The sequence below is a fragment of the Pseudoalteromonas sp. J2K-J599 genome (genome assembly GCF_059295115.2).
Genome location: NZ_CM200271.1, coordinates 2025239 through 2039294 on the forward strand (window position 1 = coordinate 2025239; position 14056 = coordinate 2039294).

Consider the following 14056-nt stretch of genomic DNA (forward strand, 5'->3'; position numbering starts at 1 on the left):
TTTAGTTGCTCTATATCAGAAATTTTTAACGCAGTTACCGTCAGATTTAATCCCTCAAATTGATTAAGTATTATTGCGGGTTGGTATAAGCCCGTGGCATTTTTGAATCTGTCGTATAACGGTCACGCAGTTTATCTTGACGAGATTGTGTAGAAACCTCAACGCCATTAATAAACATTTTGCTCACATGGCTGCTTAACTCAAACGGGTCATTACTCCATATTACTACATCAGCAGCTTTGCCTACTTCAAGGCTACCTGCATTAATGCCAAATACATCAGCAACGTTTGATGTAAGCGCTTTTAACGCACCTTCTTGGCTCATACCATACGACACAGCATTACCAGCATCAAAACGCAGCTGATAAATATTGTGACTTGCATCACCACCTACCGTTAATAATACTTTAACGCCTGCTTTTTCAAGCACACTTGCATTATCTAAACTTGCATGAAGCGAATCAAAGCTTCCTGGTAAGCTATCCATTGCACTAATAATCACTGGAATATTTGCTTTAGCAACGCGCTCTTTTACTACAACAGCATCTTGCGCACCATTAAGTACTAGGTTAATACCAAATTGCTCTTTTACTTTAATTAGCTCAATAATATCCGCCGCACGCGAAACGCCAACCACTAATGGCATTTCACCACTGAGTACTTTAGCCATTACTTTATCTTCAGTACTTGGCTTGTCATCGTCTTTTTTCGCTTTTTTACCAGCTTTAGTTTTGTGCTCATCAAGCTTATTAATAAGTGTTTGCAAAGTAAAAGCACGTGAGCCTTTACTACGCTCACCTAAGTAAACAATTAAAGCCGCTTGTTTTTGCATGTCGCTGTCAAAACTACCACTTAAATCAACAACACTCGCAAGGCCTGAAAAAATGCTATCGCCGCCATGGGGAGTAATTACATCGCGTGTTACGCCGCCTTTACGAGCGTAAGGAATTAAGCTTGAATGTGCGTTGTAAGCAAGGCTTACATCAAAATCAATACCGGCTTTTTCTTCACCTGCATCGCGTGAGCCTGCAACTGCACTTACTTCAACTAAACCAAGTTGATTAATACTTGCTATAAAGCCAGGGGTTACAATTTGCCCCTTTGCATCAATAATTTGATCTACTTTAATTTCAGTTGGGTTAATCGCTGTGATTTTACCATCTGTCATTACAATGCTTGCCGCTTCTAATACACCTTGATCAGAAGACGTATGCAATGTTGCATTAATAATTGCTAGTGATTGTGCGCTTACAGCACCAGATGCTAATAATCCTGCAGCAACCAGAGAAAGCGAAAACGAACGTGATAAATTTTTCATTCTGGGTGCTCCTTATTGTTGACCTAACATAAAATCACTTGTTGCTTGGTACGCGCTGTCGTTTCTATCGTAAACCTTTGCACCATCAACAAACACTTGTTCAGCTTTAGCATAGACACTAAATGGGCTTTGATTCCAAATAACAACATCGCCCTGCTTACCCGCTTCTAGTGAACCTGTTTTGTCATCAATACCTAGCGATTTAGCAGCGTTAGACGTGATCCATTTAATAGCGTGTTGCTCAGAAATATCAAAACCATTTTCGTTAGCTCGGTACATCACCTTGCCCGCTTCTTGGTTTAAACGCTGAATAGTAGTATCTGAATCTGAGTGAACAACTGCACACGAGTTTTTAACCGCATCAACAATAGCAACGTTTTCTTGAACCATGTCGTAGGCTTCCATTTTAAAGCCCCACCAGTCTGGCCAAAGTGCAGCACACGAACCATTTTGCGCAAGTAAGTCAGCAATTTTATATGCTTCTACACCGTGATGAAAAGTACCTGCGTGGTAACCAAATTCTTTTGACAGGTCAATCATCATTGCCATTTCTTCAGCTTTATAACAATGATTATGAATACGTACTTCGCCTTCAAGCACACCGCGAAGCGTATCGTGTTTAATATCACGTACTGGCGCTTCTGGGTTTAAACCGGCTTCATAATCGGCATCGTATTTATCCCATGCACGTTTGTACTCAGCGGCTTCAGCCCATGCCATACGGTAACCAGCCATATTACCCATACGGGTTGAAGGCAATACACCTTGACGACCATAAACACGTTTAGGGTTTTCACCACACGCCATTTTTAAACCATACGGCGCCTCTGGAAATTTCATCCCTTGCATAGTGTGCGCTGGTACGTTTTTAAGCGTAACGCCGCGTCCACCAAATAAGTTAGCTGAGCCTGGTAAAATTTGTAGAGAAGTAATGCCGCCTTCGCGTGCACGATTAAAGCCTGGATCTTGTGGCCAAACAGAATGCTCAACCCACACTTCTGCAGTGTTAGGGCTGGTCATTTCGTTACCATCTTGATGCGACTCGACCGAAGGACTTGGGTATGCGCCTAAATGTGAATGTACGTCAATAATACCCGGTGTTACCCATTTTCCTTGTGCATCAATTGTTATATCAGCAGTGGCTGTTAAGTCTTTACCTACTTGTTGTACTTTACCATCAACAAGTAATACATCAGCCTCATCTAAACGCTCACCAGTACCGGTAAGTACTGTTGCATTTGTAATAAGAGTGCTTGATGTAGAAATTGGCTGATAAGTACTTGGGTAAGGATTTTTGTTAATTGTTATTTTATCGTCTTGTGGGCCGTTTTCTTGGCAGCCTACAAGTGCAGCAGCTAAGCCAACCGCTAATAAAGAAGGTGCAAATTTTTGCATGTTGTTTGGATCTCCTGTTTTTTTGCTACTTTAGCGAAAGCTAAGGAATAAAGCCAAAAAAACAGGTGAAAACGCAGTTAATTAAGATGAATTTCTGTAATTATTTCTTTATATAATTGTTATATAGCTTTTCAAGCGCACCTTCGGTGGTAAGCGAGGGATCTTTACTAATAAAGTGCTTAACCGTACGCGTTACAAAATCAGAGTTTTGCTTATGTAGCTTAGAAAAATCTTTAATAAGTGTATTACCATCTTTAGCCGCCGTTACTTTGTCATGACGATGACGATACTGGCTCAATGCTTTATTAAAATCGCCTTGATAGTCTTCAACCAAAATTTTATAAAAGTCGCTTTTTTGAACATTTAAATCGTTAATGCAGTAATTTAGCGCCTCTTTAAAGTCGGTAAATATCATGCCTTCTACATCAAACTCTTTTGTTTTTTCGCGCACTGCTACTTTGGCATCTTCTGTGGCATAGCTAAAACCCGTAAAGGCTAAACGCTCAGCGGCTTCTTTGCCTAATTTCATACCCGCCTGAATACTATGGGCAAACTCGTCGCTCATGTCGCCAAGTTCGCTTTCTTCCCACATGTTATAAACGCGCAGTGGTTTAGCATATTTATTTGAGAGCTTTTTTTTAAGCTTGGTAAAGCGCTCATCAATCGTCATCAGTCTTTCGTTATGTAAAAGTGCGTGGCACTCATAACACGCAGGGATAGAGATAAAGTCAGCCTCTTCACCCAAATCAACGATACTTTGTAGCATATGCAGTGGCGGACAATGATCGCGCTCTGTCGCTTCACAGCCACAATAAAAACACTGATTAAAATGCTGCTGATCGCAAGCGTATGCTTGCTGATAATAACTGGCTAACGTTTTGCTCACCGTTACTCCTAAAAAAAACACGACTAAATTATGGGGGCGATAATAACAGCCTGAAAAAATAAGTTATACCAATTGCATTAAATTAGTGCTCTATTATTTCGCTAAGAAAATAGAGCAATAACAGGCACAAATAACAACGTGTAGTTATTCTATACAAATAATTTTTAACGCAGTAAGTACACTATTTAATGCAATAGAATGATTATGTTTTTTATTAGTCGCTAGATTTAAATAACGGCCGCTATTAAACCAAATAAACCACCAAACACACCGCCCCATACTACAAGCCAACCTAGGTGCTCGCGGATCATGGTCTGAATAATCTCTTTAACCATTTTAGGAGTAAGCTCATCCAAGCGCTCATCAACTAGTTTAAGCACCGTTTTATGTAGGCTTTCTGCGCTATTACCTTGTGAAAGTGTTTGGCTTACTAATGCTTTAAAGTCGTCAGTTTGAGAAATCTCACTAAGCGACAACTGCATTTTTTCAATAAACTTTTCACGCATTGGCTCTATTGCCGCTGTACCGCCAAACATTCCTAGCATACTACCAAACTGAGACTGCTCTATTACCTCTAACAAATTGTCGAATGCTGGGTTTAAATCAACATTGCTAATTATTGGCTCAAAGTCGATATTAGGCTGCGCTTTATTGAGTAAATTATTAATTTTTTGCTCTGAAAAAAACTCCGTTAATATCAGGTTTCGTATAGCTACTTTAAAGCTTTCAAACTTAAGCGCTATAACACCAGAACCATATAAAAACGGGACTTTTTCGAATAACATATGAATAGCTAATAAATTAGTTACCGCGCCAGAAAGTGCAAATAAACCAACAGACAACACAATTGCTTGGTTAAACATAAAACCTACAACAACACATAAACCCGCTAGCAAATTGGTTATTAAACTTTTGTTCATTTTAACTCCACTACAGTAAGTGTAATTTTATTCAATATAGCCGTTAATTTTACAACGTTTAGATTGTTAAATTAATACCTTTTTGCCATAGTTTAAGTATCTGTTTAAAAGGCGAGCAATTGTTATGTGGAAAACAGTAAATGAGCACATCAGCCAAGCCATTAATTTTGACTTTAAGCACACCTACAAACGCCAATTACAAAGTACAAACACCGACAAACTATTTCATATTACCAATGGTACGCATAACTACTTCGTTAAAATAGCACTAAAAAGCGAGCTCGAACGTTTAGAAAGTGAATTTATTGGCTTAAAGCTTTTGGCTCAAAATAGTAATTTTAAAGTACCAGAATGTATTACAACTGGTGCAAATATAGAGTTTTCGTTTATTGTTTTACAATGGCTTGTTTTAGATAAACAACCCCACGACACGTGGACTAATATGGGGCGCAACCTCGCTAAAATGCATCAAAAACATGACCAAGCTATGTTTGGCTTTGATGTAGACAATTACCTAGCCACGACCATACAGCCAAACCGCTGGCACAAAAAGTGGGATGTATTTTACGCCGAAGAGCGTATAGGGTGGCAATTACAACTACTCGCTGAAAAAGGCATTAACTTTATTGAGCCCGAACGCTTAATTAATACCGTAAAAGAGCAACTACATAGTCATCAAGTACAACCTTCATTATTACATGGCGATTTTTGGCGTGGCAATATGGGATTTTTAAAAGCAGAACCAACAATATTTAACCCTGCCTGCTATTATGGTGATCGGGAAGTGGATATTGCAATGAGCGAACTATTTGCCCCACTGCCTAAAGACTTTTATAGCGCCTATAATGCGCACTACCCGCTTTCTCAAAATTACGAAAAACGTAAGTTAATATACCAGCTATACCCCATTTTAAATCATGCCAACATCTTTGCCGGTCACTATCTTACTGAAGCTAAACAACATATAGAAAAGCTGGTATTTGAAGATATAAAATAAGTGTCATAAGCTGCATTTGAGCACTATATTTAATGAGTAAGTAGACGTTCATCTGTAAGCGATTAAGTTGAACCTAACTTAATTATTTATAACTGGAGTGATTATGAAAGATTTTTTATCACAACGAATAACGTGCCCACACTGCGGACACCACATACATCTAGACTTAGACGCAAGCAGCGGCGATCAAGACTATATAGAAGATTGCACTGCCTGCTGTAACCCAATTCATTTAAATATGCATATAGACCATGCTAACAATAAATTGGAGCTACACGTAGACAGTGACGACGAACAAATATTTTAACTTAAGCCTGATGGCGTAAGTAGTTCTCTACCGTATTTACAATAGTGTAAGTTTGCTGATCAACTTCAATATTAAACTTGTCACCCACTTGCGCTGCACCAATGTTTGTAATGGCGAGCGTTTCCGGAATTAGGTGTATCCAAAAACCTTGTTCATCAACTTCGCCTACGGTTAAGCTTGCGCCATTTATAGCAACAAAGCCTTTATATAACACGTACTTTTGCCACTCTTTTGGCAAGCTTAATTGTATTTTGCAGTTATTCTCAAGCTTCACTATTTGAGAGATTTGTGACGTACAATGAATATGCCCAGACACTATATGCCCACCTAGCTCAGTACCAAACGTAACAGAGCGTTCGTAATTTACTAAACTACCTAGCTCAAGCAGGCCTAAATTAGTTAACTTTAGGGTTTCGTCAATCACATCAAAATGCACTTGCGCCACCACATCATGATTACTTAGCTCAACTTGCACAACCGTTAAACAACAGCCATTAATAGCAATACTTGCGCCTAAATCTAAATGCTTAACGTACTCATCGCTCACCGATACAACTAAGCGTAACACACCATCAGCTTGAGTTTTAGAGACCACTGTTGCTTGTGTTTGCACTATTCCTGTAAACATAAAATCACTTAAAATTATTACAAAGTGCTAGTTTAACGTATCAACTCATAAAATCATTCACTACTGTGATTTTTATTTGAAACGCAATAGATTACAATTGCCGTCTGTTTTATTTAATAGCTTTTTTTATGACCTTTTGCAATTGGGAAGCCAAGCGTTTACTTTCCCTAGCCTTACCTGTTTTTTTAGCACAAGTTACACTTATTTTAATGTCGGTAGTCGACACAATTATGGCCGGCCAAGTTAGCCCTACTGACTTAGCTGCACTTTCTATTGCAACAGGAATATGGAACCCATTATTACTTGCTCTGCAAGGTATTTTATTAGCGCTTACTGGTATTATTGCGCAGTTTTCGGGCAGTGATGACCGCAAAGGCATTAGCCACTATTTTCAACAAGCGCTTTATTTAACCGCTATTTTAAGCTTTACAGGTTTTGGTATTGCCCATTTAGCAGATGCCATTATTTTAAAGCTCGATACAACGCCTGCTATTGCAAACCTTGCCATTGACTACATCCATTTTGTGAAATGGGGTGTGTTTGGATTTTTAATTTTTACAGTATACAGAAACGTTACCGAGGGCATGGGGATGACCAAACCCGCCTTTTATATAAGCCTATTAGGTTTAGCCGTTAATATTCCAATAAATTATATTTTCATAAATGGCTTATTTGGTTTTCCTGCTTATGGCGGCGCAGGCTGTGGCATTGCCACAGCAATTGTTTTAACTGTTATGGCAATAGCACAAGTCACTTACTGCCAAATGAGTAAAAAGGTAGATGCTAGAGGCCTGCTTTCATCATTCGAAAAACCTAATTTCACTACCATTGGTATTATTACTAAGCTAGGTATACCAATTTCACTTGCCACCTTTTTTGAAGTCACTTTATTTGCGTGTATACCGCTATTTATTGCGCATTTAGGTGCAGTGGCTGTATCGGGGCATCAAATAGCAGCGAGTGTAACTACATTGCTGTTTATGATGCCACTGAGCCTATCTATCGCTATAAGTATTCGTATTGGTAATCTATATGGTCAAAATAATTTACAGCAGTTAAAAGTTGCCGTATCGACTAGTTACATATTAGCTATTGTAATTGCACTATTTTTGGCACTTATGACTTTTACAGGTCGTGATTTAATTAGCCAACTGTATACCGACAGCCCCGCTGTAATGGCACTGGCTTCATCAATTATGATACTAGCGTGTGTCTACCAGTTACCCGATGCATTACAGGTTGCTGCAAATGGCATGCTTCGTGGGTTAAAATACACCACGCCTATATCGTATATTACGTTTATATCGTATTGGTTAATCGGCTTTTGTTTAGGTTACGTATTGGCAAGAACAGACATAATTGTGCCAGCTATGGGACCGCATGGCTTTTGGGTTGGAATAATAGTAGGCCTTAGTGTCGCTGCTATTTTATTAATGCTAACAGTAAGAAAGCGTCTAAAATATGAATTTGCTAACAGTGATGCACTCAATCAAAACTAATAAACTCAGCCTTAAATCATTACCAGCTGCTTTGCTGGTAATGTGTTTTTTAATGCTTACTGGCTGCAACAAACCACAAAGTACTGTAAACGCTACTTATATTGAACGCTTAAGTAGCACAGTTAATGCAAGCCCAACACAGCCTAAGCCGCTCAAGCAACTTCCTTTACTGCAGCCTCCCCCAATAGCACAAAGTGACTTAACACTGAGTATTGTTGAGCTTGCAGGCATTAGCCAATGTAAGCTTAACGTACTTATAAGTGAGCACAACAACCAATTAGGAAAAACAGCCAGCGCTGCTGGGCAATTAAAATATCAAATAAACTTTATTAAAAGTGCGCAGGTTTGCTTAAATACGCTTGATAAAAATAGTCCTAGTTACACAAAAATACTCGCAGCCAAAAACTATAAAGAAACACACCTAATGTACTTTTTTAATACCATGTTATTTAAAGAACCTGAGTTAAATCGTACCTGGCAACTCACCTCAAACGAGCTCACTACAGAACCCGCAGGCTTCAGCGATACCTTGCAGGCGCTAAAACAACTTGTACTCATTAAGCAGCAAATTAAGGCCAAAGAGTTTAGTGAAATTAATAGCGACTCTATTTTTAGCGCACTCGAGCAGCTTAATAAATTTCAATTTAACCAAGCACTCATTCAATCAGTGCGCATGCAGGTCGTGTTAAATAACAGCGCCACACAGTTTGTAAAAAAACTAAACTTTAATACGCTGTGCCCTCAGGGTAAAAATAATAAAAACGCAAAAATCATAAGCAACGTATTTCAAAAGTTTTACCTAAAAGAAATTCAGCCCTATCAAGCGCAATTAACTGGTTATCTAGAGGTATTACAACCGCTTTATAACGAACTTTGGTTTAACGTAAGTATCTCAAGTCCTCAAATTAATAACTTAGTCAAAACGGGCTCGACAAGTGACTTACTGAACTTACTTAAAAGCTCAGCTAAAAAACATGTGGTTTGGTGGCAAGGTTTTTATAAAACGTGTGAAATAAGCCCAATATGAATAAAAAAACGGCAAATAAACTCAAAAACAACAAACTTGCTTGATTCACCAACCGCCACGCTATATATTAGCCGCCGTTGTTAAGCAATTAACACTTACTTAAATAAAGTAATACGACTGTAGCTCAGTTGGTTAGAGCACTACCTTGACATGGTAGGGGTCGGTGGTTCGAATCCACTCAGTCGTACCAACATTTAAGAACCCTAAAAAAATTGTACGACCGTAGCTCAGCTGGTTAGAGCGCTACCTTGACATGGTAGAGGTCGGTGGTTCGAATCCACTCGGTCGTACCAATTAAACTCTATATTTCAAACAGTAAAAAACCCTATTCAATATACCCATTAATTTTTTGTTGAAAATTAAATTCTTAGCTTTTTATTATTTTGTATTCAAAATTTAAAAATAACGAGAGTCAAGCCTTAAAAGATCATCCTAAAAATTACAGTTATTATCGATTTGTGCCCAAACTAGTGCCCAAGCGCCCAAAGCACATTTTTAGCTCTTTAATCCACCTCAAAATTAGACCCCCACCCCTGATAATTACAAGTCAAATTATAAGATTGAATGGCAATGTATAAATACAGCACAACAGGGAATGACAGCTCTAGGCTATCTGCTCTACTTCTACTAGCGTAAAGTAAGGAAACACACCGCATACTATTGAACACAACTGGTAAGCTAAAGCTTTATACCAGTGATTTATAGCTATAATAAAAAGATTCAAGTAAGTATCACCGGCTAACAAACGCTCCTAGCACATATACAAGAGGCGCATTCCAATTAATTGCCACTTCGTTCGTTGAATAACTACACCAGCTATCGCTGTATGATTTTGCAGGTTCGTTGGAATCATAGTTACACTCATCCTGCTGCCCAGCTTGGGGACCGCCAACTAACATACCTGGTACTGGAGCTGTAATGCCATCACTTTGTGAAATTCGATGATGCGGGTGTTGTGGTGTTTTATCACCAAAACCAGTAACAAACGAATATCCTGTTGGGTTGCGTCCTAGAATGTAATCAACAAGCCCTTGCGCAGCCTTTAAGTACTGCGAATTATTATTTAACTCAGCGGCTTGTAGCAAAATTATCGCTTTATTTAACGCTGCTGAATTACTTCCCCACACAAAGTCAGACTTTTCCATCGCAACAATATATGGGCTATTTTTATGTTGTTTTAAATACACATCAGCTAAGTGTTTTTGCTTTATTTTAAGATCTTCGTATTCTTGTTCACTCAATAAATCTTTTGCTTTAAACAGTAAACTGCTTAAAGAAAGATACGATACATTTCTCCATGAAGGAGCTGAATAATGAATATTTATCTCTTTGTAAGTATTATAAAAACCTTTATCTCTAGTTGTTATAAATAACTCTGCAGCGGCCCAAGCAAACTCATCTTTTAGCTGATTATCACCATACTCTCCACTTTTAATATCATCAGGTTGCTCATAATATTGGGTTTGATTTTCAAGCGAGTACTTCCATGCGTTAATAGCAGCCGCTAAATATTGCTTACTTTTATTGGGATAATAGGGAGCAATTACTCTACTGGCCACCGATAACGTCGCGGCAAAATCAAGGCTAGCCGCTGTGCTTTTTCCTATCATGTAGCGCGCTCTTTTATCTTCATGCGGCAATTCATAGCCTGGCCATTCACGCGTTGTGAGTTTATGATAAACACCCCCATCATCGCTTTGCATAGTGATCAGCCATTCAAGGTTCCATAGTGCTTCGTTTATAATATCGGGGACGTCATCTGACGATTCAGGGATGTTTAATATTTGCTTTTGATACACTTCAGGGTAGTGCTCAAACGCCGCAAGTAATGTGTACGTGGTAATACCAGAATTAACAACATACTTGCCATAATCGCCCGCATCGTACCAGCCTTTTTGAGATTGCACCTCTTTCGCTTTAAAGTCATCGCCTTGCTCTGCTGATGAGTGATAAAGCACGTCGTCGTCTTTATGCCCTAAAGGCCGCGCATAAATACCTGCATACTTTTTCTCTATTACAATACTTGAACGATTTAAGTAATAGTATTTTAACGCCGCTGTATGAATCGAGTCATATACATGATTATTAATTGAGAATACGGCAGAATCTCTCACTCCTTTTACACGTAAAAGGTAATCTCCTGGTGTTACAATATCTGTAAATTCAGCGCGTTTAAAGGTGTCATTTCCTGAGTTGTCCCACATTTTAGCGTGTGATAACTGGCCGCTACGTATTATTTTATTAGTATTTACATCCACTAAATCATAAGTAGTCGCGGTTACATTTGGCACTATTGCTATTTTTTCGCTATTAACTAAATAACCAAGCTGATTAACTGCTATTTTTTGATTAGATGACTCTGTGCTCAGTTTACTAAAATCATCTTTTACTACCGCCGTGCATGCACTCAAGAAAAGCACAGCGATTAACGTTAATTTTAAAACAACATTTTTCATAATGCCCTTTCCGTATGCGCATAAATTCAAGCGAAAATACAACAAGGGTGCACTAATATGCACCCTTTGCCATTTATTCACCGCATTTTATATTAGCTGTTTCCTTTGCTTTAGGTTCAAATTGAACATTAGCAACGCGTACTTTAGCTGCGCCTTCACTTGATAAAACAAATGGCGCACTAGAGCGTTCAAATTCAACTCCCTTATTAGCAAAACACAATAGGTCTATCGATACTTTATGCCATGTACTTAATTTAAATTCTTTAATAATAGGCGCTATGTCAAACGAACCACACTTGCTTTTACCACAGCCCATTTGAACATTTAACGTTTTTTCTGGGTAGGCTTCTACACGCACATCGAATGTCAAGGCACTTTTATTGATTAAGTACTGCGATAAATCCTCTCTGTACCATGTTGAGCTAATTAATGCAGATGCATGATTACTGCCAGTCCAAGTGAATTCTTTTGCGTCTCCTTGAATTTCCTTGTCAGCTTCAATCATGCTTAAGCCTTGAATTTTACCAACCGGAGTTTGAATATCCTTTGTTTCTTGTTCTGTTTGCAATTGGTAGTTCCAATCACCTTTTGCCCTACCTTGCATAATTACATAGGGTGTATTAGTGGGTACTTCAAATACAAAATCATTGTGAGTATTTAACTTACCAAGATTTACATTATCCTTGTAAGTTAAGCCAAATCCATAAGCAAATAATGGGTCGTACGGTTTGTCGAATCTATTTAATACAACTTGAGACGCGTATTTAGGCCATGAAAAAGAAAGCTTACCTTTGAAGTCATACTCGATATTTCCTTTTTTATTGGTAAATAACACGTCAGCTACACCTACGCCTTCACTACCTGGAAGCCAAGCAGCAACAAACGAATCAGATGCGTTGATTTCTCTATTAACCCAAAGTGGCCGGCCAGATAAAAATACAGATACCACTTTTATGCCCTTTGATTTTAATGACTCGATTAATTTAGCGTCACGATGAGAGTGAGCCTGATAAGCTATTGATTTCAAGTCACCAATCCACTCTGCGTATGGGTTTTCACCAAATACAACAATAGCTACATCGGGTTTTTCATCAAAGCTTCCATCAGGGCTTAATACCGCCTTACCACCGGCTTTGTTTACCACCTGCTCAATACCATCAAAAATTGACGTTCCCCCAGGAAAATCAGACTTTACATTACCCTCACCAGTCCAATTAATCGTCCAACCGCCAGTTTGCTTACTCATATTATCAGCGCCGTCACCAGCAACTAAAACTTTACTATTTGGGCTAAGCGGTAACAAATTATTATTGTTTTTCAGCAGCACTAAAGATTCTCGTACAGCTTGCCTTGCAATCGCCTTGTGTTCAGGAGCACCTAATAATTGTTTTTGGTTTGCGTATTTACGCTTTGATGGAAGTCCTTTATTGAATAGCCCCGAACGCATTTTTACGCGCAAAATACGCCTAACGGCATCGTCAATACGTTCAATGGGAATAATGCCATTTTCAACTTGCTCTATAGTATTACCTATAAAAGCTTTCCAGTCTTCGACTACCATAAACATATCAAGCCCAGCATTTACAGCCTGTGGACAGCTATCATTAGTACAGCCAGGTATTTTACTATGCGAATTCCAATCGCCTACAATAAAGCCATCAAAACCGAGTCGAGTTTTTAACACATCCGTAAGCAGATATTTACTGCCATGTAAACGCAGTCCATTCCACATATTATGCGAGGCCATAATACTTTGTACACCCGCTTTTATAGCCGGAAAATAAGCCGCAGCATGATTTTTAATTAAATCTTTTTCAGTTTCTCTATTATCGCCTTGATCAATCCCTTGATAAGTACCACCATCGCCTACCCAATGCTTAGCGGTAGAATAGATATGGTCGTCATCTAAAAAGTTAGATGTGTTTACTTTACCTTGCAGTCCTTCAATCATTTCTTTTGAATACAAAGCAACTATCTCTGAATCTTCAGAGTAGCTTTCATAGGTTCGCCCCCACCGATCATCTCTGGCAACTGCCAATGTAGGTGCAAAGGTCCAATCGATTCCTGCAAGGAGGACTTCTTTTGCTGTTGCTTCACCAATTTTATAAATTAACGCGGGGTTATGGGCTGCACCCAAACCAATATTATGAGGATATAAAGTAGCGCCAATAAATTTATTATTTCCATGTACGGCATCAATACCATACGTAACAGGAATAGCTAAACCACCAGCGGATGTATCCATTGAGGCTAAGTACAACTCATCCATAAACGACACCCAATCAGACACACTTGCATTGCGGTCATTATGCAAAAATGTACCCCCTCCATTTAAAACCGATCCTAAATGGTATTTTTTTACATCTTGCGGAGTGACCCATGTTATTTCTGCTTGAACCATTTGACCGACTTTTTGTTCAAGCGACATTTTATTTATTAAGCGTGTAATGTCAGCTTCTAGCGATGCATTTTTTTCTATTGCGGGTTTTTGTTTTGGCCATAGCGTTATATCATTTTTAGCAAATGCAGCTGAGCATGACATGCTCAAAAATGAGCCTAAAACAAATGAAGAATAAATATTTTTCATTAAATTGATAACCTGATACTTTGTTAGTGTGGCGAA

At 38.7% G+C, this 14056-nt stretch carries 11 protein-coding genes and 2 tRNA genes; 6 read left to right on the plus strand and 7 right to left on the minus strand.

Annotated features, from left to right (window positions below):
- Positions 1–70 precede the first annotated feature (70 nt).
- The 4 genes from AC5NT5_RS09205 to AC5NT5_RS09220 all read right to left on the minus strand — a co-directional run bounded on the left by AC5NT5_RS09205 (position 71) and on the right by AC5NT5_RS09220 (position 4519).
- Complete coding sequence (locus tag AC5NT5_RS09205; RefSeq protein ID WP_138489161.1) at positions 71–1318, minus strand: amidohydrolase family protein; 1248 nt, start codon at positions 1316–1318, stop codon at positions 71–73.
- A 12-nt stretch (positions 1319–1330) separates the two neighbouring features.
- On the minus strand, positions 1331–2713 hold the full coding sequence (locus AC5NT5_RS09210) for an amidohydrolase (protein ID WP_182672155.1): 1383 nt from the start codon (positions 2711–2713) through the stop codon (positions 1331–1333).
- A 100-nt stretch (positions 2714–2813) separates the two neighbouring features.
- On the minus strand, positions 2814–3599 hold the full coding sequence (locus AC5NT5_RS09215; protein WP_002962505.1) for a hypothetical protein: 786 nt from the start codon (positions 3597–3599) through the stop codon (positions 2814–2816).
- A 227-nt stretch (positions 3600–3826) separates the two neighbouring features.
- The gene (locus AC5NT5_RS09220) at positions 3827–4519 is read right to left on the minus strand and encodes a hypothetical protein (RefSeq protein ID WP_024603971.1); all 693 of its coding nucleotides are present in this window, start codon (positions 4517–4519) and stop codon (positions 3827–3829) included.
- 124 nt (positions 4520–4643) lie between these two features.
- Here AC5NT5_RS09220 and AC5NT5_RS09225 point away from each other — a divergent pair, with 124 nt between their 5' ends.
- Together AC5NT5_RS09225 and AC5NT5_RS09230 are read left to right on the plus strand one after the other, a co-directional pair.
- Positions 4644–5516, plus strand: a complete 873-nt coding sequence (locus tag AC5NT5_RS09225) for a fructosamine kinase family protein (protein WP_494512980.1) — start codon at positions 4644–4646, stop codon at positions 5514–5516.
- A gap of 103 nt (positions 5517–5619) precedes the next feature.
- A complete protein-coding gene (locus tag AC5NT5_RS09230; protein ID WP_002962509.1) occupies positions 5620–5823 on the plus strand; it encodes a CPXCG motif-containing cysteine-rich protein in 204 nt (67 codons plus the stop codon).
- 1 nt (position 5824) lies between these two features.
- On the opposite strand, the gene AC5NT5_RS09235 is transcribed toward AC5NT5_RS09230, so the two are convergent.
- Positions 5825–6451 (minus strand): riboflavin synthase, encoded by a 627-nt coding sequence (locus AC5NT5_RS09235; protein ID WP_024603969.1) that lies wholly within the window; start codon positions 6449–6451, stop codon positions 5825–5827.
- 128 nt (positions 6452–6579) lie between these two features.
- Here AC5NT5_RS09235 and AC5NT5_RS09240 point away from each other — a divergent pair, with 128 nt between their 5' ends.
- The 4 genes from AC5NT5_RS09240 (at position 6580) to AC5NT5_RS09255 (ending at position 9270) form a co-directional block, all read left to right on the plus strand.
- A complete protein-coding gene (locus AC5NT5_RS09240; RefSeq protein ID WP_494512979.1) occupies positions 6580–7950 on the plus strand; it encodes an MATE family efflux transporter in 1371 nt (456 codons plus the stop codon).
- Positions 7931–8977 (plus strand): DUF3080 family protein, encoded by a 1047-nt coding sequence (locus AC5NT5_RS09245; protein ID WP_494513228.1) that lies wholly within the window; start codon positions 7931–7933, stop codon positions 8975–8977. The genes AC5NT5_RS09240 and AC5NT5_RS09245 overlap by 20 nt, the downstream gene beginning before the upstream one ends.
- Positions 8978–9090: 113 nt before the next feature.
- A tRNA-Val gene (locus AC5NT5_RS09250) sits at positions 9091–9167 on the plus strand.
- 26 nt (positions 9168–9193) lie between these two features.
- A tRNA-Val gene (locus AC5NT5_RS09255) sits at positions 9194–9270 on the plus strand.
- A 438-nt stretch (positions 9271–9708) separates the two neighbouring features.
- On the opposite strand, the gene AC5NT5_RS09260 is transcribed toward AC5NT5_RS09255, so the two are convergent.
- Entirely contained in the window at positions 9709–11433 is a 1725-nt protein-coding gene (locus tag AC5NT5_RS09260) for a glycoside hydrolase family 9 protein (RefSeq protein WP_494512978.1), read from the minus strand.
- Between the two features lie 73 nt (positions 11434–11506).
- Positions 11507–14020: a glycoside hydrolase family 3 protein gene (locus tag AC5NT5_RS09265; protein ID WP_494512977.1), complete on the minus strand. Its 2514-nt coding sequence runs from the start codon at positions 14018–14020 to the stop codon at positions 11507–11509.
- Positions 14021–14056: the final 36 nt, after the last annotated feature.

Excerpts from the sequence above, each read along its gene's own strand:
- AC5NT5_RS09260 (WP_494512978.1), bottom strand. The coding sequence starts at position 11,433 with ATGAAAAATGTTGTTTTAAAATTAACGTTAATCGCTGTGCTTTTCTTG.
- AC5NT5_RS09265 (WP_494512977.1), bottom strand. The coding sequence starts at position 14,020 with ATGAAAAATATTTATTCTTCATTTGTTTTAGGCTCATTTTTGAGCATG.
- AC5NT5_RS09225 (WP_494512980.1), top strand. The coding sequence starts at position 4,644 with ATGTGGAAAACAGTAAATGAGCACATCAGCCAAGCCATTAATTTTGAC.
- AC5NT5_RS09245 (WP_494513228.1), top strand. The coding sequence starts at position 7,931 with ATGCACTCAATCAAAACTAATAAACTCAGCCTTAAATCATTACCAGCT.
- AC5NT5_RS09230 (WP_002962509.1), top strand. The coding sequence starts at position 5,620 with ATGAAAGATTTTTTATCACAACGAATAACGTGCCCACACTGCGGACAC.
- AC5NT5_RS09210 (WP_182672155.1), bottom strand. The coding sequence starts at position 2,713 with ATGCAAAAATTTGCACCTTCTTTATTAGCGGTTGGCTTAGCTGCTGCA.
- AC5NT5_RS09220 (WP_024603971.1), bottom strand. The coding sequence starts at position 4,519 with ATGAACAAAAGTTTAATAACCAATTTGCTAGCGGGTTTATGTGTTGTT.
- AC5NT5_RS09240 (WP_494512979.1), top strand. The coding sequence starts at position 6,580 with ATGACCTTTTGCAATTGGGAAGCCAAGCGTTTACTTTCCCTAGCCTTA.
- AC5NT5_RS09235 (WP_024603969.1), bottom strand. The coding sequence starts at position 6,451 with ATGTTTACAGGAATAGTGCAAACACAAGCAACAGTGGTCTCTAAAACT.
- AC5NT5_RS09205 (WP_138489161.1), bottom strand. The coding sequence starts at position 1,318 with ATGAAAAATTTATCACGTTCGTTTTCGCTTTCTCTGGTTGCTGCAGGA.